This is a genomic window from Pseudomonas sp. GOM6, assembly GCF_029537485.1.
Taxonomy (GTDB): domain Bacteria; phylum Pseudomonadota; class Gammaproteobacteria; order Pseudomonadales; family Pseudomonadaceae; genus Aquipseudomonas.
The window spans coordinates 99,455-120,833 of the sequence record NZ_JARPUS010000007.1 but is presented as its reverse complement, the minus strand read 5'-3'; the positions used below and the strand labels follow the sequence as shown (position 1 = coordinate 120,833).

Genomic DNA, 21,379 nt, shown 5'->3' with positions numbered 1-21,379 from the left:
TGCAGCTTAGTCTGCGTGGTTGGCATGGTCTTTTATCTGTCTGGCGAGAAAAAGCCGACTGCAATAGAGTCTCTTTCAATATTTTTTTGAAAAAGGAAGGGCCATGCTGCGCCTCGATGATCTGCAGCTGTTCGTGCGCACGGCCGAGCTGGGTAGCCTGTCCGCCGCTGCCCGCGAACTGGACTGCTCGCCCGCCGTGGCCAGCGCGGCGCTCAAGCGCCTGGAGCAACAGGTGCAGGCGCGCCTGTTATTGCGCTCGACCCGCAGCCTGCGCCTGACCCTGGAGGGCGAGCAGTACCTCAACCATGCGCGGGCGGCGCTGGCCAGCCTGGAGGCGGGACGCCAGCAGCTGGCCGGCGGGCGCGACCGGCTCGATGGCGTGCTGCAACTGGCCGCGCCGTCGGACTTCGGCCGCAATGTCTTGCTGCCCTGGCTCGACGAGTTTCAGGCCGAGCACCCGCAGCTCGACCTGCGTCTGCTGCTCAGCGACCGGGTCACCGACCTGCTACGTCAGCCGGTGGACTTGGCCCTGCGCTATGGCGCGCCGGAGGACTCCAGCCTGGTGGCCTTGCCCGTGGCCAGCGGCAACCGCCGGGTACTGTGCGCGGCGCCCGGCTACCTGGCGCGGCATGGCACGCCACAGCAGCTGGACGATCTGCGCCGGCACAACTGCCTGCAATACATGCTCGGCGGGCGGGTGCATGAGCGCTGGAGTTTCACCCAGGGTAAGCAGGTTCAGGTGCTGACGGTGAGCGGCAACCGGGTCAGCGACGACGCCGATGTGGTGCGGCGCTGGGCTGTGGCGGGGCAGGGTCTGGTGTACAAGTCCTGGCTCGACGTAGCCGGCGATGTGACGGCGGGACGGCTACAGGTGGTGATGCATGACTGGCTGGGTGAGCCGACCCCGCTCAACCTGATCTGCGCCCACCGCGACCAGCTCAGCCAGCCGGTGCGGCTGCTGCGCGAGTTTCTCCAGACACGCTGTGCCGAGGTGCTGCACCAGGCGCCGTGGAGCGCTTCCGGGTCTGCTCCGGTCCTGTAGGCTGGGTAGAGCCACTAGTTGGCGAAACCCAGCGAGCAGCTGAGGGGCGCTGGGTTTAGGCGTATGGCGCCTCTACCCAGCCTACGCTAGCGGGGGGCCCCGGCGGCAGGTCTGTGCAGTGTTGCTCAGGGCTTGCGCGCCAGCAGCACGGCGCGGGTCGGGGCGGGCAGGCCTTCGATGGTGCGGCTGTGGTCGGCCGGGTCGAGGAATTCGGGGAGCGACTGGTAGCGCATCCAGTCGGTGCTGCGTTGTTCCTCGACGCTGGTGGTGGAGACATCCACGCAGCGCACGTCGACGAAGCCGGCACGGCGCAGCCACAGCTCCAGCGCCGGCACCGAGGGCAGGAACCAGACGTTGCGCATCTGCGCATAGCGATCCTCGGGTACCAGCACCTGCTGGTTGTCGCCTTCGACCACCAGGGTTTCCAGCACCAGTTCGCCACCGCGCCGCAGCTTGTCCTTGAGGTCGAGCAGGTGGTCGATGGGCGAGCGGCGGTGGTAGAGCACGCCCATGGAGAACACGGTGTCGAAGCCTTCCAGCTTGGCCGGCAGTTCTTCCAGGGCCAGCGGCAGGTGCCAGGCCGCGGCATCCGGCAGGTAGTTCTTCACCGCGAGGAACTGGTTGAGGAACAGCCAGTTGGGGTCGACGCCGACCACGGCCCTGGCGCCAGCGCCAAGCATGCGCCACATGTAGTAGCCGTTGCCGCAGCCGACATCGAGGATGCGTTTGCCGGCCAGGTCCAGATGCGGGGCGACGCGCGACCATTTCCAGTCCGAACGCCATTCGGTGTCGATGTGTACGTCGAACAGGTGGAAGGGACCCTTGCGCCAGGGAATCAGGCCCTGCAGGGCAGTTTTCAGCGCGGCGCGGGAGGTGTCGTCGCAGGTACCGAGCAGGCGCAGTTCGTCGCGCAGTTCGATGTGTTCGGCCGTGAGCGGCGGCAGCGCCTCAACGGCGGCATACCAGCGCTCCAGGTCGCCATGGCCGATGGCCAGTTTGGCGTCGAGCTGGGCGGGCAGGTCGGCGGCCCAGTCTTGCAGCGGCGTGCTGGCCAGTTCTTGTTGCAGGGTGTCGAGGTCGAGGCGGCGAAAAATCATGGCAGGGCAATCAGCGAGGCGAAGTTGAGGCACTGGAACCAGGGCACGACTTTGGAGAAGCCGGCGGCCAGCAGGCGCTCGCGGTGCTGCTCCAGGCTGTCCGGCTTCATCACGTTCTCTATGGCGCTGCGCTTCTGGGCGATTTCCAGCTCGCTGTAGCCGTTGGCGCGTTTGAAGGCCAGGTGCAGCTCGCCCAGCAGTGCGTGCTCTTCGGTGTCTTCGAAGCGCAGCTTTTCCGAGAGGATCAGCGCGCCGCCGGGCAGCAGGGTTTGGCGAATGCGGCTCAGCAACGCCAGGCGCTGCTCGGGGGCGATGAACTGCAGGGTGAAGTTCAGCGCCACCAGCGAGGCGGGCTGGAACTCCAGGCTGAGGATGTCTGCCTCGATCACCTGCACCGGCAGCAGCTCCTGGAACATGGCGTCCTGAGCGTGCAGGTATTCGCTGCAGCGTTCGACCATGGCATGCGAGTTGTCCACCGCGATCACCCGGCAACCGTCACTGCGCACATGGCGGCGCAGGGCCTGGGTCACTGCGCCGAGGGAGCAGCCGAGGTCGTACAGCACCGAGTGGGGCTGGGCGAATTGCCCGGCCAGCACGCCGAGGTTCTCGACAATGGTCGGGTAGCCCGGCACCGAGCGCTTGATCATGTCCGGAAAGACCTTGGCCACGTCCTCGTTGAAGACGAAGTCGGGTACCTGTTCCAGAGGCTGGGCGAAGATGCGGTCGGGAGTCTGTTTCACGGGGCTGGGGTCGGCGGCTCAAAGGCCGGCATTCTAGCCAAGAGCGTGGCGACGCCCAACCATCATCACTTCAGCTGGTCGGAAAAGAACTCGCCGGCGCCCTGCAGCGGGCCCAGCGGGTTGCGCTTGACCTCGTAGCGGCGGATGTTCGGTTCGCCATTGCTGACCTTGTGCACCAGGGTGTCATCGACCAGTACGAACACGGCGCGGAAGGCCCAGCCCTGCAACTCGCGCTTCTTGCGGAAATTGAACACGTCGGCCCAGAAGCTGCCGACCCGCTGTGTATCGGTCTTGTTGAAGTCGAAGGCGTAGCCGATGCAGCGATCCTTGGCCTCCAGGCACTTGAGCAGGCCGTCCGGCAGGTACTCGATAGGCACGTTGGGCTGGACGAACATCACGCGCAGGTCGATGAACGAGAGCATCTTGCCGTTGCCCTGGCTCAGTGGGTCGAAGCCCAGGGAAAACAGCTCGGAGCGCGTGGTGGTGCCCGGCTGGGCCTGGGAGTAGCGGATTTCCGCATCCAGGTAGTCGTTGAACGGTGAGAGCACTTCGGCGCGCTCGCTGGGTAGAAGGCTGCCGCAACCGGCCAGCAGCAATGGGAGGAGCAGCGTAATCCAGCGGGTACTGCGCATGACGGACTCCTTATGTCTGAACCGCTTTCTTTCTATAGTCGATTTGGCGCCGGGCTGCCGTCCGTATCTTGAAGTCTGTGACCGTCCCGCCGTCGCCAGGCGCAGCGGGTTCTACAGTCGCGACTGAGGGCGCAGGGCCAGCACCGAGGCCGCGATGCCGAATTGCCCCAGCCAGTAGGTGAGGATGATGGCGTAGCGGGCGCCCTCGAACGGCGCGACAAAGCGGTTGAGGCCGATCAGGCTGTCCGACAGGACGAACAGCGCTGCGCCGACTGCCGCCAGCCAGGCCGAGCGGCTGGCGATGTCGGGCGAACCCAGGCGGGCGAGGGCGCGCCATAGCATGCAGCCGATGGCCAGGCTGTACAGCGCCACGGGCAGCAGCAGAGGGCCCAGCCCGGCACTGGCCAACAGGGCGAACATGCTGCCAGCCACCACAGCGGCGATCAGCAGGGCGCCAGGCGCCAGGCGGCGGCTGTCGCCCAGGTAGGCCACCAGATAGGCCAGGTGGGCGAGCAGGAAGGCACCAAGGCCGAAGACGAACAGATCCGCCGGCCACTCCAGCAGCATGTCACCCAATAGGGAAAAGCCCAGGCCGATGGCAACCCAGTTGCGGTACGTGGAGGCTGGTGCACTGCGCAGCCACAGCAGCAGGCAGACTACCGGCAGGGGTTTGCTGAGCAATGTCAGCCACTTGAGTTCGAGGTGCAGGCCGAGCAGGAACAGGCCGACACCGGCCAGGGCGAGCAGGCTGAGCAGAGGGCGCATAGGGTTTTCTCTGGTTGTGGTATGCGCCGATTATTTCCTGCACGTGGCTTGGCCGCCTGGCGCGGGATGCCAGTACGCCCAGCCTATGGCGCCATCAGCGTGCGCTGAGCGGGCAGTCGATGACCTTGGCTGGTGCCACTTCCACTTCCCATGGGCGGCGGTACTCCATCAGCAGGCGACCGTCGCCTTTCTGGTAGACCTCGTAGCGCCAGGTGGACTTGCCGGCGCCGCCGACTACACCGGCGTCTTCCGGTGTGGTGTACACCTCCGGACCGAGGCTGCGCAGCACGCCCGGTGCGGCGTCGGCCACGACCCAGCGAAAGCCGGTGGTGGGGTTGCTCGGCAGGCTGATGTTGAGGGTCTGGCCCTTGCGCAGCTCCATCGGGCAGTTGCCCAACTGTTTCTCCTGCAGGATCACGCTACCAGGCTGGCTGGAACAGGCCGCCAGCAGGGCAAGGCTGGCGGGAAGCAGCAGGCGTTGAGCGAGGTTCATGGCGGGCTCCTGTTGTGCGCAAACCCGCACAGCATAGCGGTTGAATCGACCCGTGGGCGAGGTGCGCATGCGCCTGCCCGCAGGTATCAGTCGAACAGCACCTTGGCGACATCGCTGTAGCGCTTGGCGAAGTGCACGGTAATACCTGCCTTTAGATAGTCCGGCAGCTCGGCGAAGTCGCCACGGTTGGCCTCCGGCAGGATCAGTTCGTGGATCTTCTGCCGGCGCGCGGCGATCACCTTCTCGCGCACGCCGCCGATGGCCAGCACCTGGCCGGTCAGGGTCAGTTCGCCGGTCATGGCCACACCTTGCTTAGGCGCCTGCTGGCGCGCCAGGGACAGCAGGGTGCTGGCCATGCTGATGCCGGCGCTGGGGCCGTCCTTGGGGGTGGCGCCTTCCGGCACATGCAGGTGGACGAAGGCCTGGTCGAAGTAGCCGGGGCTGCCGCCGTACTGTGGCAGGTTGGCGGCGATGTAGCTGTAGGCGATCTCCGCCGACTCCTTCATCACGTCACCCAGCTGGCCGGTGAGTTTGAAACCGCGGTTTAGGCTGTGGATGTGCGTGGCTTCGATGGGTAGGGTGGCGCCGCCCATGCTGGTCCAGGCCAGGCCGGTGATCACGCCGATGCCGCTGAGTACCTGTTCGCTGCGGAAATGCGGCATGCCCAGGTAGGCCTCCAGATCCTTGGGGCCGATCTTCACCTTGCTGTCCGGTGCGTCGAGCAGCTTGACCACGGCCTTGCGTACCAGCTTGCCGAGCTGTTTCTCCAGCTGGCGCACGCCGGCCTCGCGGGCATAGCCCTCGATTACCGCCTTGAGCGCGGCGTCGCTGATGCTCAGCTGACGCTTCTTCACCCCGGCCTTTTCCAGCTGGCGCGGCCACAGGTGCTTCTTGGCAATAGCCAGTTTTTCCTCGGTGATGTAGCCGGACAGGCGGATTACCTCCATGCGGTCCAGCAGCGGGCCGGGGATGGAGTCGAGGGTGTTGGCGGTGCAGACGAACAGCACCTTGGACAGGTCCAGGCGCAGGTCCAGGTAGTGGTCGAGGAATTCGACGTTCTGCTCCGGGTCGAGGGTCTCCAGCAGAGCCGAGGCCGGGTCGCCCTGGTAGCTGGCGCCCATCTTGTCGATCTCGTCGAGCATGATCACCGGGTTCATCACCTCGACTTCCTTGAGCGCCTGCACCAGCTTGCCGGGCAGGGCGCCGATATAGGTGCGGCGGTGGCCCTTGATCTCCGCCTCGTCGCGCATGCCGCCGACGCTGAAGCGGTAGAACGGCCGGCCGAGGGATTCGGCGATGGACTTGCCGATGCTGGTCTTGCCCACCCCAGGCGGGCCGACCAGCAACACGATGCTGCCGGCGATCTCGCCCTTGAAGGCGCCGACGGCGAGGAATTCGGTGATGCGCGCCTTGATGTCGTCCATGCCGGCGTGGTGCTTGTCCAGCACCTTGCGCGCATGGCCGAGGTCGAGCTTGTCCTGGCCGAGCACGCCCCAGGGCAGGCTGGTGGCCCAGTCCAGGTAATTGCGGGTGACCGCATATTCCGGCGAGCCGGTTTCGAGGATGGCCAGCTTGTTCAGTTCTTCGTCGATGCGTTTGCGCGCCTGCTCGGAGAGGGTCTTGCCGTGCAGACGGGCACGGAACTCGTCGAGGTCGGCGCTGCGGTCGTCCTTGCTCAGGCCCAGCTCCTGCTGGATGACCTTGAGCTGTTCCTTGAGGAAAAACTGCCGTTGGTGCTCGCCGATCTTGCGGTTGACCTCGGCGGACAGCTCGTTCTGCAGGCGCGCCACTTCCACTTCCTTGCGCAGTAGCGGCAGGACCTTCTCCATGCGCCGCAGGATCGGCACACAGTCCAGCACCTCCTGCAACTCGGCCGCCGGCGCGGTGGTCAGGGCAGCGGCGAAGTCGGTCAGCGGCGACGGATCATTCGGGCTGAAGCGGTTGAGGTAGTTCTTCAGCTCCTCGCTGTAGAGCGGGTTGAGCGGCAGCAGCTCCTTGATCGCGTTGATCAGCGCCATGGCATAGGCCTTGACCTCGTCGCGCGGGTCATCGGCGCTGCGCGGGTATTCCACTTCGGCCAGGTAGGGCGGGCGATGGCGCTTGAGCCAGCCGCGTACACGCACCCGGGTCAGCCCCTGGGCGACGAACTGCAGCTTGCCGTCTTCACGGCTGATGTGGTGCAGGCGCACCAGGGTGCCGTGCTCGGGCAGGCTGGCGGTGTCGAAGTGGCGCGGGTCGGTCACCGGCTGGTCGACGTAGAACAGTGCCAGGCTCTTGTGCTCGGTGTTGGCCACCAGCTCCAGAGTTTCTGCCCAGTGCTCCTCGTTGACGATCACCGGCAGCACCTGGGCCGGGAAGAACGGGCGGTTGTGGATGGGCAGGATGTACAGTTTGTCCGGCAGGCGTTCGGCGGGCAGTACCAGGCCGGTGGCGTGTTCTTGCGAGTCCTGATCGTTCATGGAGCACCTTGGTTTGCACTGTTCAGTGCTAGATGGGGCGGTGCTCCGGGGTTTTCAACCGAGGATCTGCTGGTGCGCGGGCAGGCTCTGCAGGCGTTGTTCGATCACCGGAGTGAGCAGGGCAAAACAGTCGGCCGGGCCGAGGCGGGTGGTCTGCGCCTCGATCAGCTCGGCGCTCAGGCGCTGCAGCAAGGCCTGCAGTTGCTGGTCGGCGTCGCTGGCGGCGATCTGCAGGCAGAGCTTGCGCATCTGTTCCTGCAGCACGGGCGGGCACTTGTCGTAGTTGGCCGCCCGCACGGCCAGGCCGCGCAGGCGAGCCAGGTCTTCGAGGTTGCGACAGGCCAGGGCCAGGCCCTGAATGCCATTGTGCTGCAGGCGAGCCTCCAGCTGCTCGATGACCTGCAGCAGCTCGGCGATCACCTGGCTGTGGGCGTCGAAATCGGCGGGTTTCATGCGCAGGCGCGGCCACTCTTGGTGCAGCGGCGCCAGTTCCAGGCTTTCTCCGGGCCAGTTCAGCCACAGCTGGTCGAGCTGGCGGGCCAGGGCATTGCGTTGGCTGACGCTGGCGACGTCGTACTGGGCGCCGAGGCCGCGGTGCTTTTGCAGGGCGCGCAACAGTTCCAGGCTGCGCTGCAGGCACTGGCCCTGCAATTCATTGAGGGTGGCGCGGTGAAGCTGGCTGGCCCGGCGGGTCAGCAGCTGGCCCAGTACCAGCAGGGCGATGCCCAGGCCAACGGCGAAAAACAGTTCGGGGCTCATGCGGTTTGGCTCATCGGGGTGGTGACTGGATCAAGCAAGTCCTTTGCCAGCTTCTTCGGGCTGTTCGCCAGCGCGCGGCGTTCAGTGCCTGGCTCGGCTGCGTGGCTTGCTCGTCAGTCGCGCTAGCTTGAGCCGACTGACAGGCAGCATCAGCGGTGGTCGAGGCTGCGCATATCGTTGCCCAGGCTTTGTGCGCCCAGGCGTTAGGGCTCACTTATTTGGTGCGTCTGCGCGAAAGCCTGCAGGGCTTGCTCGTGAAGGCCGCCGGTGTACGGGGGCTGCAAGGCGTGGGCGGCGCTGCAGACAGGCGGTATTGGGTGACCGAGGCGAAGCAAGGGCTTGGTGTCACTCGTCGCAACCCATGTTGTTTAAGGGTGCAACCCGGTAAAGTGCGCGCTTGTCCTTTGCCGGTATGCCGAGATGCTTGCAGCGCGCCTGATGCGCCTGGATGACCAGGCCCACGTCCATGCTCACGATCACCATCAGCTGGTGCTGTCGTTGGCCGGGCGCGCCGAATTCGAGGTAGACGGGCGCGGCGGCGAGGTATGCCGCATGCGTGCCTGCCTGGTGCCGGGGGATGCGGCCCATGAATTCGCCGGCGTGGGCGACAACCGCATGCTGATCCTTGACCTGGACGGGCGTGGCACGCCGGCCGAAGACCTCAGCCTGCTGGCCGAACTCTTCGAAAGCCCGCGTTACCCCACCCTGGATGCCGACTTCCAGCACTTGCTGAGCTATGCAGGTGCCGAGCTGGCTCGCTATGGCAGCGATGTGCATCTGGCCCGTGCGCTGGGTGGCGTGTTGTTGCGGGCCCTGCACTTGCGTCTGTTCGGCCAGGGCCGCAAGCAACCCGTGGCCAGCCTGGATGTGGCCCGGCTGGATGCCTATATCGCCGAACACATGGCGCGGCGTATCACGGTGGTCGAACTGGCCCAGGTGGCCTGCCTGAGTCCCAGCCATTTCCACGCCCAGTTCAAGGACAGTGTCGGCCTGACCCCGCATCAGTATCTGCTCAAGACTCGCCTCGACCACGCCGCGCGCCTGCTGCGCGAGAGCCCGCTGGCGCTAGTGCGGATCGCTGAAGAGTGCGGCTTTTCCAGCCAGAGCGCGCTGACCACCGCCATGCGCCGCTATATGGGGCTGACGCCCAAACGGTTGCGCGGTTTGTAGGAGGGGCTGGGCGGAACTCCGCCCTGACCGCGACTCTCCGGGGCGTGTGATCGAGTCGTCGCGGCCAAGCTCCCTCCCGCCTGTCTCAATCGCCAGTTGCCACCGGCCTTGTCGGGTCGGTGATCCACTCGCTCCACGAGCCGGCGTACAGCGGTGCCAGCGGGTAGCCGGCCAGGCTCATGGCGAACAGGTTGTGGCAGGCGGTGACGCCGGAGCCGCAGTAAGCCACCACTGCTTCAACTGGTCGATGGCCGCGCAGTGCGTCGAAGCGCGCACGCAACTGCTCGGCGGGCAGGAAGCGGCCGTCGGCGCCCAGGTTGTCGCTGAACACCGCGCACTGGGCGCCGGGAATATGCCCGGCCACCGGGTCGAGCGGTTCCACTTCGCCCTTGAAACGGGGCAGGGCGCGGGCGTCCAGCAAGGTCAGCTCCGCGCTGTCCAGGCGCTGCTGCAGCTCGCTGGCGTTGAGCAGTAAGCGACTGTCGGCTTTGCCGCTGAAATTGCCAGGCGCTACGGCAGGTTGTTGCGTATCAACCGGCAAGCCGGCTTCTTTCCAGGCCTTGAGGCCACCATCGAGCAGGTAAACACCCTCGCGCTTGCCCAGCCAGGCCAGCAGCCACCAGGCGCGGGCAGCGAAGGCGCCGGGCGCGTCGTCGTAGAGCACCACCGGCGAGTCGTTGCAGATGCCCCAGGCGCGCAGTTTTTCCACCAGCTCGTGGGCGTCCGGCAGCGGGTGGCGGCCGGTCACGCCCCTGCTTACCGGGCCGGACAGGTCTTTTTCCAGGTCGGCGAAGTGGGCGCCGGGGATATGCCCCTCGGCATAGCTGCGGGCGCCGTAATCCGGGGCGTCCAGGGCGAAACGGCAGTCGAGGATCACCAGCGTCGGGTCATCCAGGCGGGCCTGCAGCTGATCGGCACTGATCAATTGGGCGAGCGGCATGGGAACTCCTGTGTCGAATTCGGGACTATGGGCATCATAAGAACACGCGCACGACCTGTCGTGCCTATGAAGAGAAGCGCTCCCAGCCGTCTCGGCGAGCGCCAGACGAGGAAGTATCCATGTCCGGCCTGCACCCTGTCATTGAAAGTGCCAACCTGGCGCGCCGTATCGGCGTGATCCTGGGCTCGGCGCTGGTCACTCTGTACTTCTGCAGCAAAGTGCTGTTGCGCGCCCTCTGCGGGCGGTTGAAGCGCGCCGATGTCGATCGTTATACCCGGCGCTGGTCGGGGCTGTTGCTGCGCCTGGTGCGCATGAACCTGAGCGTGCATGGCCAGGTCCCGGATTTTCGCGACGGCCGTCGCTATATCCTGCTCAGCACGCATGCAAGTCACTACGACATTCCCGCCACCTTTGCCGCGATGCCGGGTTCGATCCGCATGCTGGCGAAGAAGGAACTGTTCGGCATTCCGGTGTTCGGCGCGGCGATTCGCGCGGCCGAGTTCCCCTCGGTAGATCGACACAATCGCCACCAGGCGCTGCAGGACCTGGACAAGGCCCGACGCATGATGGAGAGCGGTATCGTCCTGTGGGCAGCGCCGGAAGGCACGCGCTCCAGGGACGGTCAGCTGCTGCCGTTCAAGAAAGGCTGCTTCCACCTGGCTCTGGATACCAACGCGATCATCCTGCCCATCGCCTTCCGTGGCATCCATGACGTGCTGCCGGCGCGCACCTGGCGCTTCAACCTGGGCAAGCCGGTGCAGCTGCATATCGGCAAGCCCATCGATACCAGCCGCTACAGCCCGGAGCAGTTGCCCGAGCTGATGGCGCAGACCCGCCAGAGCATGCAGGAGCTGTTGGGCGATACGATCCAGCAGGCGCCCAGCCCTTCGTTCACTCAGCAGCCAGCCTGACTCGCGCAATAAAAAGCCCGCCATTTGTCGGGCTTTTCCGTTTCTGGCAATCCGGGCTACGCCTACGGGATTAGCCTCGTGTCTTGCCGGGGCTGGAACGGGTTGAACGATATGCCGCACCGATAACGAAGACGCCCGCCGAAAGGCGGGCGTCTTCAGTTGCGGGCAATCAGCGAATCTTCAGCTTGCCGATCCTGTCGTTGTCCAGGCTGCCCAGGTACAGGTAATCGCCCACCGGCTTGACCGAAGTGACCATGCGCAGGTGGGTGCCGCTGGTGTCATGCAGGCTCTGCACGATCTCACCTTTCTCGTTGAGGGCGATGGCCAGGCCGTAGGAGGCCGGTTTGGGCCACAGAGCGCGTGGCAGCTTGGCCAGCTGGGCCTTGATCCAGGGCTGGTTCTGCAGGAAGTCGGCGTCGCCCTTGCGTGGGGTCGGCAGGGCCACCCAGAAGGTGCCGGCACGGTCGCCTTGCAGGTTGTCCGGCATGCCTGGCAGGTTGTCGGCGAAGACCTCGTGGCTGCCGGCCTTGTCGCCCTTCAGCCAGTAGCGCTGGATGCGGTAGCGGTAGGTCTCGTTGACCAGTACGAAGTCCTCGTGCTGCGACAGTGCCACGCCGTTGGCGAAGTACAGGTCCTTGAGCAGCACTTCGGTCTTGCCGCTGGCCGGGTCGAACACCATCAGGCGCCCATAGGGGCGACCTTCGAGCAGGTCTAGCAGGTAGTCCGGCTGCTGGAACTTGCTGGAGGCGTCGGTGAAGTAGATGCGCCCGTCACTGGCGATGTCGAGGTCGTCGGTGAAGGCGAAGGGCACACCCTCGGCTTCGGTGGCCAGCACGCTGATCTTGCCGGCCGGGTCGATGCTCAGCAGGCCCTTGTAGGCATCGGCGACGATCAGGTTGCCCTGGGCGTCGAAGTCCATGCCTAGCGGGCGACCGCCGGTGCTGACGAAGGTTTCCACCTGGCCGTCGGTGATGCGGATGATCCGGCCGTCATGCAGGCCGCCATAGACCCGCCCCTGGGCGTCTACTGCGGTGTCTTCCGGGCCGTGGATCTGCCCTTTGCCGAGCAGCTCGGCTTTCATCAGGGTGTCGTTGGGTTCCAGCACGCCGGTCATTTTCGGGGCAGGGTCGGGCTGCCAGGCCAGCGGCTCGATGGGACTGGGGGTGACTGCGAGATAGGCTGCGGTCGCGACAAGGATCAGCGCCAGCAAACCCAGGAGCTTCTTCATTGTTGTTCTTCCTTGTGGTGAGGTGGCGGCAGTGTACACGTGCCGGCCATGCGGGGCGTGAATGCCCCGCATCAGCGCCGGGCATATATACTGCGCGGCATTGCCGAAGGAGAGCCGCGTGGCTATCGATATTCAATGGATCCTCGACGACGCCAGCCTGGCGCGTCACTGCGCCGAGTGGCGACAACTGCCCTACGTCGCCCTCGATACCGAATTCATGCGGGTCGATACCTTCTATCCGATTGCCGGCCTGTTGCAGGTCGGTGATGGCCAACGCGCCTACCTGATCGACCCGCTCGAAGTGAAGGATTGGACGCCGTTCGCCGAGCTGCTGGAAGACCCGGCGGTGACCAAGGTGCTGCACTCCTGCAGCGAGGACCTGGAAGTCTTTCTGCGCCTGACCGGAGCCCTGCCGGCGCCGCTGTTCGACACCCAGTTGGCGGCCGGTTACCTAGGTATCGGCTTCTCCATGGGCTATTCGCGCCTGGTGCAGGAGGTGCTGAACATCGAGCTGCCCAAGGGCGAGACGCGTTCCGACTGGCTGCAGCGCCCGCTCTCCGAAACCCAGGTCAGCTACGCCGCCGAGGATGCCGTGCACCTGGCCGAGCTGTACCAGGCGCTGCAGCCGCAGCTGCCTGCCGACAAGCTGGCCTGGCTGCTGGAGGACGGTGCCGAGCTGGTGAGCAACCTGCGTCGCGAGATCGACCCGGACGAGGCTTATCTGGATGCCAAGCTGGCCTGGAAACTCTCGCCCCAGCAACTGGCCGTGCTGCGCGCCCTGTGTGCCTGGCGCGAACGCCAGGCGCGAGCGCGCAACCAGCCGCGCAATCGCATCCTGCGCGAGCATTCGCTGTGGCCGCTGGCCCGCTTCCAGCCGGACAACACGGTGGCCCTGGCGCGCATCGAGGACATGCACCCGCGCACCGTGCGCCAGGATGGAGAGACCATTCTCAAGCTGATCCGCGAAGCTGCCGCGCTGCCGCCCGAGCAATGGCCCGAGCCATTGCCCATGCCGCTGCCAATCGAGGCCGGCGCTCTGCTGAAGAAGCTGCGTGCTGTCGGCCAGCGCGAGGCCGAGCGCCTGCAGATTGCCCCCGAGCTGATGCTGCGCAAGAAATCCCTGGAAGCTCTGCTCAAGAGCGGCTTCCCCAACGGCCCATGGACGCTGCCGGACAACCTGCGCGGCTGGCGCCGCGAACTGATGGGCCAAGCCCTGCTGGACGTACTGCAATGAAGAAGATCTGCTCCATCTACAAGAGCCCGCGCAAGAACGAGATGTACCTCTACGTGCTCAAGGCCGATGCCCTTAAGCGCGTACCGGAGGGCCTGCTAGCCGCCTTCGGTGCCCCGCAGCTGTGCTTCGAAATGATCCTCACGCCGGAGAAGCAGCTGGCCCGCGAGGACATTACCCAGGTGCTGGAAAACCTCGACAAGCAGGGCTATCACCTGCAGATGCCGCCGCCCGAAGACGACTACATCGAGCACCTGCCGGAAGAACTGCTGCGCCGCAACGACCCGGTCTGATGCGCATCCTGCTGCTGGCGCGCGACCACGCCCACTACGCCGAGCGGCTACCCGAGCTGGAACTGTGTACGGACGTGGCCGAGGCCGCCAGCTGCCCGGTGTGGCTGGCCGAACCGGACCTGGCCGTGCCGCTGCTGCGTCAGGGCCTGCGCCCCGAGTGGCTGCAATCCACCTGGGCCGGCATCACGCCGCTGCTGGCTCGTGATCTGCCGCGCGATTACCGGCTAAGCCGGGCGGTGGGCATCTTCGGTCAGGTCATGGCCGAATACGTGCTGACCTACCTGCTGGCGCATCGTCGGCGCCTGTTGCCACGCCTGGCCAGCCAGGTGGCGCAGCAATGGGACAACCAGGCGCCGCCCAGCCTGCGGGGTTGCCGAGTGTTGATCGTCGGTGCTGGCGATATCGGTAGCGAGGTGGCGCGCCTATTGGTGCCCTTTGGCGTGGAGCTGCGCGGCATTGCCCGAGAGCCGCGCAAGATCGACCCCTTCGCTGAGGTGCACGGCCTACAGGATTTGCCCGAGCAGGCCGCCTGGGCCGATTGCCTGGTCAACCTGCTGCCGGATACGCCGGCCAGCCGCGATCTCTACGATGCTGCGCTGTTCGCCCGCATGCGTTCCGAGGCGCTGTTCATCAACAGCGGACGTGGCTCAGCCGTGGTCGAAGGCGACCTGGTGCAGGCCCTGATAGCGGGCCAGTTGGCGGGCGCGGTGATCGATGTCTGTCGCGAGGAGCCGTTGCCGGCGGGGCACCCGTTCTGGGAGGCGCCGCGCCTGCTGCTGACCGGGCACAGCTCGGCGCCGACCGAGCCGGCCGCCATGGCCAGGTTGTTCCTCGACAACCTGCAGCGCTACCGTACCCACCAGGCGCTGCGCGGTGCCGTCGACTTCAGCCGCGGCTACTGACCGGCTGCTCTTGGCCCGGCCACGGCCTGGGGCTAGACTGCCGCGCCTTTACCCGCTGTACTCATGATCATGGCCGCTATCGTTCAACCCTTCTGGAAACGCAAGACACTCGCCCAGCTCAATCAGGACGAGTGGGAATCCCTGTGCGACGGCTGCGGCCTGTGCTGCCTGCAGAAGCTCGAAGACGAGGACGACGGCAGCGTCTACTACACGCGCATCGCCTGTAAATTGCTTGACCTGAAAACCTGTCGCTGCAGCGATTACCCCAATCGCCGCCAGCATGTGCCTGACTGCGTGCAGCTCACTCCGGCCCAGGCCGACCAATTTAAGTGGCTGCCACCGACCTGTGCCTACCGCCTGGTCAGCGAGGGTAAGGATCTACCCTTGTGGCACCACCTGGTCAGCGGCGATCCCGATGCCGTGCACCATGAACGCATTTCCCAGTCCGGTCGCATGCTCGCCGAAGGCAGCGTGGCCGAAGAAGACTGGGAGGATCATCTGATTTTTCGCGCCGGTTGAGTCTTTACCCTCGCCCAGTGTCCAAACCGATTCATTGTCATCTGCATGGAGCTTTACGATGCCTGCCCGCAAGCTGTTGACCGCTGCTTTTCTGCTGGGCTTGAGTTCGCCGTCATGGGCGGCCAAGCATGTCGATCTGGACTATCACGTGCGTTTTTTGCCAGAGAGCGATCAGGCCGAGGTGCGCCTGACCCTGGAGAAGGGTGAAGCGGTGCACAGCTTCGCGTTCAACCTGGGCAGCAAGGGGTATTACAGTGATTTCAAGGCCGACGGTGAGTGGCAGCAGGCCGGCCCTGAAAGCGCCATCTGGAAGCCGGCCAAAGGCAAGGCCAGCCTCAGCTACAAAGTGCGTGTCAGCCACGAACGCGACAACGGGACCTTCGACGCACGCATGACCCCGGACTGGGCTCTACTGCGCGGCGACGATCTGGTGCCCAGCGCGCGCATGAACAGCGACGACAAGTTCGAGCTGGTGGCGCGCCTGCAGTTCGAGCTGCCCAAGGGCTGGAACGGCGTCGAGACTGGCTGGCCGAAGATCGGCGACAACAAATTCCGTATCGACAACCCCAGTCGCAAGTTCGACCGCCCGACCGGCTGGATTCTGGCCGGCAAGATCGGTAGCCGCCGCGCTCAGCTGGGCGAAACCGACGTGACGGTAGCCGCGCCGGTCGGTGAGGGCATGCGTCGTATGGATATCCTCACCCTGTTGACCTTCGTCTGGCCCGAAGCGCAAGCGGTTTTTCCGCGTGATCCGGCCAAGCTGCTGATCGTCGGTGCTGGTGACCCCATGTGGCGGGGCGGCCTGTCGGCCCCCAACTCCTACTACTTCCAGGCCGAGCGTCCACTGGTCAGCGAGAACGGTACCAGCTCACTGGTGCATGAGCTGGTTCATGTGTTCAGTCGCATCAGCGACAAGGATAAAAGCGACTGGATCAGCGAGGGCCTGGCCGAGTACTACGCCATCGAGTTGGTACGCCGTGCCGGCGGCATGAGCGAGGATCGCTACCAGATCATCCGCAAGAAGCTGATGAAGTGGAGCAAGAAAGTCGGCAGCCTGCGAACCGAGCGTTCCACCGGCCCGGTCACCGCCCGTGCGGTGCTGCTGTTGCAGGAGCTGGATCGGGAAATCCGCAAGGCCACCGACAATCAGCGCTCGCTGGACGACGTGACCCGGGGGCTGATGCGCCTGGACAAGGCCAGTACCCAGGACTTCATCGAGATCAGCGAGAACGTCATGGGTCGGGGCTCCGAGGTGCTCGACAGCAAGCTGCTGCGCTGATGCCCTGATGGTCCGAAACGCCCGCGTTGCTGCGGGCGTTTTTGTGTCAGCTCTCGGGACTGGCCTTGTTGAGCAGCGCGGCCAGCCCGGCCAGGCCCTTGTGTGTCACCTTGCTGCCATTGCCGCCGGTCGCCGCTTCTTCCTTCTGGTAGTGCAGGTCGACCTGGCGCTGGTGCTCGTTGTCATGGCAATACAGACACAGTAGCTCCCAGTTGGAGCCGTCTTCCGGGTTGTTGTCGTGGTTGTGGTCGCGGTGGTGCACGGTCAGCTCGCTCAGGCGCTTGCCGCTGAATTCGCGGCCGCAGCGCCCGCAGATGTGCGGGTACATGCGCAGGGCTTTTTCGCGGTAGCTGGTCTCGCGGCGGCGCTGGGCCTCGGCGAGGATCTGGTCGAGCTTGCTGGTCATGGTCTTACCTGTGGTCGGCTGAGCCGCTGCGGGTTGGCGGCCCTGCCAGAATAAAGGCAAACCGCCGCCAATGGAGCTTGCGATGCGTGCCCTATGGATGATTCCTTTCCTTTGCCTGAGCCAGGTCGCCCAGGCTCAGCAGCCCGGCATGCCTGGCACGCCGACGCCGCAGCCCTACGCCCAGCCGCCAATTCGCAGCCTGCCGATGACGCCGCAGGGCAGCCCGCCCTTGCTGGTCAACCCTGGCCAGCCCTCCGTGCGGGTGCCCACGGCCGCTCCCCGACCCTTGCCCAAGGACCAGCCGTTACCGGCACTGGAGACTCAGCGGCGCAGCCAGCAAAGCCACCCTGCGGAGTCTATCGACAAGCCCTGATGGGTTTCAGCAGCAGTAAGGGCAGGGCAAGGCTCAGGGCGGCGCTCAGGTTCAGGTAGACGTGCCAGGACAGTCCGAAGTAGGCGGAAATACCGCTGTCCAACGCACACCAGACCAAGAGCGCAGCGAACAGCGCCGGTTTGATCAGGCGATGTCCGTGTTGGCGGTAAAGCATCAGCAGAGCGCAGAACAGCAGGCCCCAGCTGGCCACCGTCGGGCCGAGCAGGCCAACCATGGTTCGCAGCAGGCCCTGGAACTCGGCCGGGGGAGGGCTGTGGGCGACGCTGGCGTAGAGATAGTCAAAGTAGCTCTGGGTCAGCGAGGTATGCACGGCGAAGGCCAGTACGATGCCCAGTGCCACATGGCCCAGGGCTATGGCAAGCAGCCAGCGATAGAGCAGCGTTTGCATGGTGGCTAGAGGTTCTTCAGGGCGGCTTCCAGCGCCCCGGAGCAGACGGCGATGCCCAAACCCTTGGAGAGGCATTCGAAGCGTTCGCGGTCCTCGCCCTTGCTGGCGAGGCAGTTCTGCAGGGTAATGTGTTTCTTGACCTCGTCCAGGCCTTTGAGGGCTTGTCTGTGTTGATCTGCGGTGATCTTGCCGTCTTTCTTGCGCTCGCCGGCGATTTCCTTGAGGTTGGGGATGTCGATGGCTGTCCAGCGCATCGCTTCACTGCACATCTCTTTATTGGAGGCAGACCTTTTGGCCGGTTTTTTTTCTGCTTCGGGCTCCGAGGCGAAGTCGGGCGCGGCTTCCACGACGGCGGGCTGTTGCCCGTCGCTGCTGTAGCCCTGGCGGATATTGACCGTTTCGACCTGTTGTTCCGGCGTTGGCGGCTGGCTGCCGAAATGCTTCTGGCCGTTCTCGTCCACCCAGGTGTAGACCTGAGCCTGCAGCGGCAGGCTCAGACCCAGGAGGAGTGCGGGAAGCAATTTGTAGCTGGGCATTGTGGAAGTCCTTTTCAACACGTGGGGGCACTGCTGTAGAGCACGCACCATAAACAGTGGGGCGTGCGCTGCCAAGCTGAGTTACTGCAGCACCTTGAGCAGGAAGGCGTACTCCAGCGCCACATCCTTCAGGGCCTGATAACGGCCGCTCATGCCGCCGTGACCAGCGCCGAGGTCGGTCTTGAGCAACAACAGGTTGGCGTCGGTTTTCAGTTCACGCAGGCGCGCCACCCATTTCGCCGCTTCCCAGTACTGCACGCGACTGTCGTTGTAGCCGGCCACTGCGAGGATCGCCGGGTAGCCTTGCGCCCGCACGTTTTCGTAGGGGGCGTAGGCCTTGATCCGCGCGTACACCTCGGGCTGGCTGGGGTCGCCCCACTCGTCGTATTCGGTCACGGTCAGCGGCAGGTCGGGGTTCTGCATGGTGTTGAGCACGTCGACGAAGGGCACTTCGGCGATGGCGGCGGCGAACAGCTCCGGACGCTGGTTGAGCACGGCACCGATCAGCAGGCCGCCGGCGCTGCCGCCGCTGATGGCCAGCTGCGCCGGCGTGGTCAGACCGTCGGCGATCAGCTGCTCGGCACAGGCGATGAAGTCGCCGAAGGTGTTCTGCTTGTGCTCCAGCTTGCCGGCGCGGTACCAGGCCTCGCCCAGCTCGCCGCCGCCGCGTACGTGGGCGATGGCGAAGACGAAGCCGCGCTCCAGCAGACTCAGGCGTGCGTGGCTGAACCAGGGGTCGAGGCTCTCACCATAGGCGCCGTAGCCATAGAGGTAGAGCGGGGCGGGCTTGCCTGCGGCGAACACCTCGCGGCGTGCCACCAGGCTGACCGGCACCTGGGTGCCATCGGCGGCGGTGGCCCAGAGGCGACGGCTTTCGTAGGCGTCGGCATCGAACGGGCCTTCTACCGGCGTCTGCTTGAGCACCTGTTGCTCACCCGTGGCCAGCTCCAGCTGGCGCACCTGGGCCGGGCGGTTGAGCGCTTCGTAGCGCAGGCGGATGGTCGGGCTGTGAAATTCCAGGCTGTCCTGCACATAGAGACTGTAGGCGGCATCCGGCAGCTGCACGGGGTAGGGCGCGGCGCCTTGCGGGTGGACTTCGATGATCGGCAGGCCGCCCTCGCGCAGGCTGAGGACGAAAGCCTGCTGGTTGAGGCTGAGACCTTCGAGCATGCGCTGCGGGTCGTGGCCGATCAGCTCGCGCCAGTGGGCGCGGCCGGGCTGGGCTTCGTCGGCGACATACAGGGCGAAGTTGATGCCAGCCTGGTTGCTGCGGATGAACCAGGTCCATTGGCCGTCCAGCAGGCCGTGATCGACGTCGTACTCGTGGTCTTCCTGGCGCGGTGCCAGGCAGCGGAACTCGCCGGCCGGCGTGTCAGCGTCGAGTACCCAGGCCTCGCTGGTGGTCTTGCTGCCGAGGCTGAGGATCAGTTGGCGCTCGGAGCTGGAGCGGTAGCAGCTGAGGAAGAAGCGGCCGTCGGCCTCTTCGAACACCGGTTCGGCGCTTTCGCTGCCAAGGCAGTGGCGGTACAGGCGGTGCGGCCGGTGGGTGTCGTCGAGGGTGACGAAGAACAGGGTCTGGTTGTCGTTGGCCCAGGTCATCTGGCCGTCACAGTCGTCGAACGGCAGTTCGTTGACCTCACCAGTGCCGAGATCCTTGACGAACAGGCGGTAGATTTCGTCGCCGGCGGTGTCCAGGCTGTAGCCGAGCAGGCGGTGATCCGGACTGACGGTGAAGGCGCCGAGGGCCAGGTAGCCGTCACCGGCCAGGGCGTTGGGGTCGAGCAGCAGCTGTTCGGCGTGTTCGTCCACACTCAGCGAGCCGTCGGCCGGGCGCGGGCAGCGGTAGTGGCGCGGGTATTCATCCCCCGCGGTGGTGCGCTGGTAGTACAGCCAGGGGCCCCAGGGCACGGGCAGGGACAGGTCGGTCTCGCGGATGCGCCCCTTGATTTCCTGGAACAGGCTTTCGCGCAGTGCGGCCTGCTCGGCCAGCTGGGCTTCGAGGTAGGCGTTCTCGGCCTTGAGGTGGTCGAGTACCTCAGCGGCATCGCGCTGTTCCAGCCAGCGGTAGGGGTCGGTGCCGGTCTCGCGGCGGGCAATCGGGGCGTCGGTCATGCGGGTTCTCGGCTGCAGGGCGACCACGGGGAGGCGCAGGTCGCGCAAAAGCCGTTATCATAAGCGCCCCTTTGCCGGCCAGGCCACGACACACCATGACCGAACAAGACTATCTGCTCGCCTGGGGCGCCTACGCCGTTGCCGCGCTTGGCTGCCTGCTGGTGTGGTGCCGCATGACCCGCTGGATGTGGCGCTGGCTGCGCGAGCCGCTGCGCGTGCTGGTGGCCGTGCTGCTGCTGACCCCGACCATTGTCGACCCCGCCAAGGAGCTGTTCGCCCCGGCCATCGCCATTACGGCCCTGGACATGCTGTTCAAGGTCGGCAACAACGCCTGGCGTGCAGTGGCCGACCTGGCGATCTACGGTGCCATCGCCTTCGCTGTGTGGCTGGCCTTCTGTGCACTGCGCTGGCCGCTCGAGCGCTGGTGGCAAGGGCGGCGCACCGCAGCCACGGCGCCGCAGGTGGCCGAGGAAGACGAGCCGACCCTGCGTGAGCTGATGAGTCGTGATGAGCGCTACGACGAAGTCGGTACGCGCATGGATGCCCAGGGCGAGCGGCGTCTGCGCATCGAGCCGCGCCTTTAGTCCCGGCTGCTGGGGCGGATGTTCAGCCGGCGGTGAAATGCCAAGGAGAGCTCATGACCTGTGTGTTCTGCGCTATCGCCGACGGCCGGCAGCCAGCGCATATCCTGCATCAGGATCAGCACTTTCTGGTGCTGCTGGATATTTTTCCGTTACGCCCCAGCCATGTGCTGATAGTCGCCCAAGGTCACGCTCCCTTTCTCGCGGATTTGCCTGTGCCACCCAGGCAGGCCCTGCTGGATCTGGCCGACCGAGTGGCCAGGGCCCTGTACCGCAGTGACCCCGGTGTGCTGGGTATCAACCTGCTGCTCAATGATGGGCCGGTTGCCAACCAGCATGTGCCACACCTGCATCTGCACCTGATCCCGCGCCGCCATGGCGACTTGCCGGCGCTGTGCTGGCGTATCCTCACGCGTTTTCTGCCGCTGGGGCGCAAGCGCCTGGAGGCCCGCCTGGCGCGTGAGGCCGATTGTCTGCGCGCGGCGTTGCAGGAGGTCTGAAG

At 65.6% G+C, this 21,379-nt stretch carries 24 protein-coding genes; 11 read left to right on the top strand and 13 right to left on the bottom strand.

From position 1 onward, the window contains the following. The first annotated feature begins 103 nt into the window (after nt 1–103). Nucleotides 104–1,042 (top strand): LysR family transcriptional regulator, encoded by a 939-nt coding sequence (locus tag P7A97_RS10490; protein ID WP_277689885.1) that lies wholly within the window; start codon nt 104–106, stop codon nt 1,040–1,042. A gap of 125 nt (nt 1,043–1,167) precedes the next feature. Here the strand turns inward: P7A97_RS10490 and cmoB are convergent, their stop codons facing one another. The 7 genes from cmoB to P7A97_RS10455 form a co-directional block, all read right to left on the bottom strand. Next, nucleotides 1,168–2,139, bottom strand: coding sequence for a tRNA 5-methoxyuridine(34)/uridine 5-oxyacetic acid(34) synthase CmoB (gene cmoB, locus P7A97_RS10485; RefSeq protein ID WP_277689884.1), 972 nt, complete (start codon nt 2,137–2,139; stop codon nt 1,168–1,170). Continuing rightward, nucleotides 2,136–2,879 (bottom strand): carboxy-S-adenosyl-L-methionine synthase CmoA, encoded by a 744-nt coding sequence (gene cmoA, locus P7A97_RS10480; protein WP_277689883.1) that lies wholly within the window; start codon nt 2,877–2,879, stop codon nt 2,136–2,138. The genes cmoB and cmoA overlap by 4 nt, the downstream gene beginning before the upstream one ends. A 65-nt stretch (nt 2,880–2,944) precedes the next feature. Then, nucleotides 2,945–3,511, bottom strand: coding sequence for a hypothetical protein (locus tag P7A97_RS10475; RefSeq protein WP_277689882.1), 567 nt, complete (start codon nt 3,509–3,511; stop codon nt 2,945–2,947). A gap of 111 nt (nt 3,512–3,622) precedes the next feature. Then, nucleotides 3,623–4,276: a lysoplasmalogenase gene (locus P7A97_RS10470; RefSeq protein WP_277689881.1), complete on the bottom strand. Its 654-nt coding sequence runs from the start codon at nt 4,274–4,276 to the stop codon at nt 3,623–3,625. A 94-nt stretch (nt 4,277–4,370) separates the two neighbouring features. After that, on the bottom strand, nt 4,371–4,769 hold the full coding sequence (locus P7A97_RS10465; RefSeq protein ID WP_277689880.1) for a protease inhibitor I42 family protein: 399 nt from the start codon (nt 4,767–4,769) through the stop codon (nt 4,371–4,373). An 86-nt stretch (nt 4,770–4,855) separates the two neighbouring features. Next, a complete protein-coding gene (gene lon, locus P7A97_RS10460; RefSeq protein WP_277689879.1) occupies nt 4,856–7,228 on the bottom strand; it encodes an endopeptidase La in 2,373 nt (790 codons plus the stop codon). 54 nt (nt 7,229–7,282) lie between these two features. After that, the gene (locus P7A97_RS10455) at nt 7,283–7,987 is read right to left on the bottom strand and encodes a hypothetical protein (protein WP_277689878.1); all 705 of its coding nucleotides are present in this window, start codon (nt 7,985–7,987) and stop codon (nt 7,283–7,285) included. Between the two features lie 420 nt (nt 7,988–8,407). Between P7A97_RS10455 and P7A97_RS10450 the strand changes: the two genes are divergently transcribed. After that, nucleotides 8,408–9,157: an AraC family transcriptional regulator gene (locus P7A97_RS10450; RefSeq protein ID WP_277689877.1), complete on the top strand. Its 750-nt coding sequence runs from the start codon at nt 8,408–8,410 to the stop codon at nt 9,155–9,157. 85 nt (nt 9,158–9,242) lie between these two features. Here the strand turns inward: P7A97_RS10450 and P7A97_RS10445 are convergent, their stop codons facing one another. Beyond that, nucleotides 9,243–10,097 carry a sulfurtransferase gene (locus P7A97_RS10445; RefSeq protein WP_277689876.1) on the bottom strand — a complete coding sequence of 285 codons (855 nt, stop codon included), beginning with the start codon at nt 10,095–10,097 and terminating at the stop codon, nt 9,243–9,245. Nucleotides 10,098–10,216: 119 nt separating this feature from the next. On the opposite strand from P7A97_RS10445, the gene P7A97_RS10440 reads away from it, so the two are divergent. Beyond that, nucleotides 10,217–11,008 carry a lysophospholipid acyltransferase family protein gene (locus P7A97_RS10440; RefSeq protein WP_277689875.1) on the top strand — a complete coding sequence of 264 codons (792 nt, stop codon included), beginning with the start codon at nt 10,217–10,219 and terminating at the stop codon, nt 11,006–11,008. Between the two features lie 169 nt (nt 11,009–11,177). Here the strand turns inward: P7A97_RS10440 and P7A97_RS10435 are convergent, their stop codons facing one another. After that, the gene (locus P7A97_RS10435; RefSeq protein WP_277689874.1) at nt 11,178–12,236 is read right to left on the bottom strand and encodes an SMP-30/gluconolactonase/LRE family protein; all 1,059 of its coding nucleotides are present in this window, start codon (nt 12,234–12,236) and stop codon (nt 11,178–11,180) included. Nucleotides 12,237–12,354: 118 nt separating this feature from the next. Here P7A97_RS10435 and rnd point away from each other — a divergent pair, with 118 nt between their 5' ends. The 5 genes from rnd to P7A97_RS10410 all read left to right on the top strand — a co-directional run bounded on the left by rnd (nt 12,355) and on the right by P7A97_RS10410 (nt 16,460). Next, nucleotides 12,355–13,470, top strand: a complete 1,116-nt coding sequence (rnd, locus tag P7A97_RS10430; RefSeq protein ID WP_277689873.1) for a ribonuclease D — start codon at nt 12,355–12,357, stop codon at nt 13,468–13,470. Beyond that, nucleotides 13,467–13,760 (top strand): YcgL domain-containing protein, encoded by a 294-nt coding sequence (locus P7A97_RS10425; RefSeq protein ID WP_277689872.1) that lies wholly within the window; start codon nt 13,467–13,469, stop codon nt 13,758–13,760. The genes rnd and P7A97_RS10425 overlap by 4 nt, the downstream gene beginning before the upstream one ends. Further along, nucleotides 13,760–14,662 carry a D-2-hydroxyacid dehydrogenase gene (locus P7A97_RS10420; protein WP_277689871.1) on the top strand — a complete coding sequence of 301 codons (903 nt, stop codon included), beginning with the start codon at nt 13,760–13,762 and terminating at the stop codon, nt 14,660–14,662. The genes P7A97_RS10425 and P7A97_RS10420 overlap by 1 nt, the downstream gene beginning before the upstream one ends. A 69-nt stretch (nt 14,663–14,731) precedes the next feature. After that, nucleotides 14,732–15,181: a YcgN family cysteine cluster protein gene (locus P7A97_RS10415; protein ID WP_277689870.1), complete on the top strand. Its 450-nt coding sequence runs from the start codon at nt 14,732–14,734 to the stop codon at nt 15,179–15,181. Between the two features lie 58 nt (nt 15,182–15,239). Then, on the top strand, nt 15,240–16,460 hold the full coding sequence (locus P7A97_RS10410) for a hypothetical protein (RefSeq protein WP_277689869.1): 1,221 nt from the start codon (nt 15,240–15,242) through the stop codon (nt 16,458–16,460). Between the two features lie 46 nt (nt 16,461–16,506). Here P7A97_RS10410 and P7A97_RS10405 read toward each other — a convergent pair whose 3' ends face one another. After that, the gene (locus P7A97_RS10405; RefSeq protein ID WP_277689868.1) at nt 16,507–16,866 is read right to left on the bottom strand and encodes a YajD family HNH nuclease; all 360 of its coding nucleotides are present in this window, start codon (nt 16,864–16,866) and stop codon (nt 16,507–16,509) included. 82 nt (nt 16,867–16,948) lie between these two features. Between P7A97_RS10405 and P7A97_RS10400 the strand changes: the two genes are divergently transcribed. Beyond that, nucleotides 16,949–17,239, top strand: a complete 291-nt coding sequence (locus P7A97_RS10400; RefSeq protein WP_277689867.1) for a hypothetical protein — start codon at nt 16,949–16,951, stop codon at nt 17,237–17,239. On the opposite strand, the gene P7A97_RS10395 is transcribed toward P7A97_RS10400, so the two are convergent. The 3 genes from P7A97_RS10395 to P7A97_RS10385 form a co-directional block, all read right to left on the bottom strand. Then, nucleotides 17,223–17,648, bottom strand: a complete 426-nt coding sequence (locus P7A97_RS10395) for a hypothetical protein (protein ID WP_277689866.1) — start codon at nt 17,646–17,648, stop codon at nt 17,223–17,225. The two genes, P7A97_RS10400 and P7A97_RS10395, sit on opposite strands and share 17 nt — an antisense overlap. A 5-nt stretch (nt 17,649–17,653) precedes the next feature. Continuing rightward, a complete protein-coding gene (locus tag P7A97_RS10390; RefSeq protein ID WP_277689865.1) occupies nt 17,654–18,184 on the bottom strand; it encodes a DUF4124 domain-containing protein in 531 nt (176 codons plus the stop codon). An 81-nt stretch (nt 18,185–18,265) separates the two neighbouring features. Further along, nucleotides 18,266–20,296: a S9 family peptidase gene (locus tag P7A97_RS10385; protein WP_277689864.1), complete on the bottom strand. Its 2,031-nt coding sequence runs from the start codon at nt 20,294–20,296 to the stop codon at nt 18,266–18,268. 95 nt (nt 20,297–20,391) lie between these two features. On the opposite strand from P7A97_RS10385, the gene P7A97_RS10380 reads away from it, so the two are divergent. Further along, complete coding sequence (locus P7A97_RS10380) at nt 20,392–20,880, top strand: MFS transporter (RefSeq protein WP_277689863.1); 489 nt, start codon at nt 20,392–20,394, stop codon at nt 20,878–20,880. A gap of 53 nt (nt 20,881–20,933) precedes the next feature. Then, nucleotides 20,934–21,377 (top strand): HIT family protein, encoded by a 444-nt coding sequence (locus tag P7A97_RS10375; RefSeq protein ID WP_277689862.1) that lies wholly within the window; start codon nt 20,934–20,936, stop codon nt 21,375–21,377. Nucleotides 21,378–21,379 lie beyond the last annotated feature (2 nt).

What these genes read in the sequence shown, in the direction of transcription:
- P7A97_RS10465 (WP_277689880.1), bottom strand. Translation starts at nt 4,769, where the DNA reads ATGAACCTCGCTCAACGCCTGCTGCTTCCCGCCAGCCTTGCCCTGCTG.
- P7A97_RS10405 (WP_277689868.1), bottom strand. Translation starts at nt 16,866, where the DNA reads ATGACCAGCAAGCTCGACCAGATCCTCGCCGAGGCCCAGCGCCGCCGC.
- P7A97_RS10445 (WP_277689876.1), bottom strand. Translation starts at nt 10,097, where the DNA reads ATGCCGCTCGCCCAATTGATCAGTGCCGATCAGCTGCAGGCCCGCCTG.
- P7A97_RS10455 (WP_277689878.1), bottom strand. Translation starts at nt 7,987, where the DNA reads ATGAGCCCCGAACTGTTTTTCGCCGTTGGCCTGGGCATCGCCCTGCTG.
- P7A97_RS10375 (WP_277689862.1), top strand. Translation starts at nt 20,934, where the DNA reads ATGACCTGTGTGTTCTGCGCTATCGCCGACGGCCGGCAGCCAGCGCAT.
- P7A97_RS10390 (WP_277689865.1), bottom strand. Translation starts at nt 18,184, where the DNA reads ATGCCCAGCTACAAATTGCTTCCCGCACTCCTCCTGGGTCTGAGCCTG.
- P7A97_RS10410 (WP_277689869.1), top strand. Translation starts at nt 15,240, where the DNA reads ATGCCTGCCCGCAAGCTGTTGACCGCTGCTTTTCTGCTGGGCTTGAGT.
- cmoB (WP_277689884.1), bottom strand. Translation starts at nt 2,139, where the DNA reads ATGATTTTTCGCCGCCTCGACCTCGACACCCTGCAACAAGAACTGGCC.
- P7A97_RS10380 (WP_277689863.1), top strand. Translation starts at nt 20,392, where the DNA reads ATGACCGAACAAGACTATCTGCTCGCCTGGGGCGCCTACGCCGTTGCC.
- lon (WP_277689879.1), bottom strand. Translation starts at nt 7,228, where the DNA reads ATGAACGATCAGGACTCGCAAGAACACGCCACCGGCCTGGTACTGCCC.
- P7A97_RS10425 (WP_277689872.1), top strand. Translation starts at nt 13,467, where the DNA reads ATGAAGAAGATCTGCTCCATCTACAAGAGCCCGCGCAAGAACGAGATG.
- P7A97_RS10470 (WP_277689881.1), bottom strand. Translation starts at nt 4,276, where the DNA reads ATGCGCCCTCTGCTCAGCCTGCTCGCCCTGGCCGGTGTCGGCCTGTTC.
- P7A97_RS10400 (WP_277689867.1), top strand. Translation starts at nt 16,949, where the DNA reads ATGCGTGCCCTATGGATGATTCCTTTCCTTTGCCTGAGCCAGGTCGCC.
- P7A97_RS10450 (WP_277689877.1), top strand. Translation starts at nt 8,408, where the DNA reads ATGCTTGCAGCGCGCCTGATGCGCCTGGATGACCAGGCCCACGTCCAT.
- P7A97_RS10385 (WP_277689864.1), bottom strand. Translation starts at nt 20,296, where the DNA reads ATGACCGACGCCCCGATTGCCCGCCGCGAGACCGGCACCGACCCCTAC.
- P7A97_RS10490 (WP_277689885.1), top strand. Translation starts at nt 104, where the DNA reads ATGCTGCGCCTCGATGATCTGCAGCTGTTCGTGCGCACGGCCGAGCTG.
- P7A97_RS10420 (WP_277689871.1), top strand. Translation starts at nt 13,760, where the DNA reads ATGCGCATCCTGCTGCTGGCGCGCGACCACGCCCACTACGCCGAGCGG.
- P7A97_RS10415 (WP_277689870.1), top strand. Translation starts at nt 14,732, where the DNA reads ATGGCCGCTATCGTTCAACCCTTCTGGAAACGCAAGACACTCGCCCAG.
- P7A97_RS10475 (WP_277689882.1), bottom strand. Translation starts at nt 3,511, where the DNA reads ATGCGCAGTACCCGCTGGATTACGCTGCTCCTCCCATTGCTGCTGGCC.
- P7A97_RS10395 (WP_277689866.1), bottom strand. Translation starts at nt 17,648, where the DNA reads ATGCAAACGCTGCTCTATCGCTGGCTGCTTGCCATAGCCCTGGGCCAT.
- P7A97_RS10435 (WP_277689874.1), bottom strand. Translation starts at nt 12,236, where the DNA reads ATGAAGAAGCTCCTGGGTTTGCTGGCGCTGATCCTTGTCGCGACCGCA.
- P7A97_RS10440 (WP_277689875.1), top strand. Translation starts at nt 10,217, where the DNA reads ATGTCCGGCCTGCACCCTGTCATTGAAAGTGCCAACCTGGCGCGCCGT.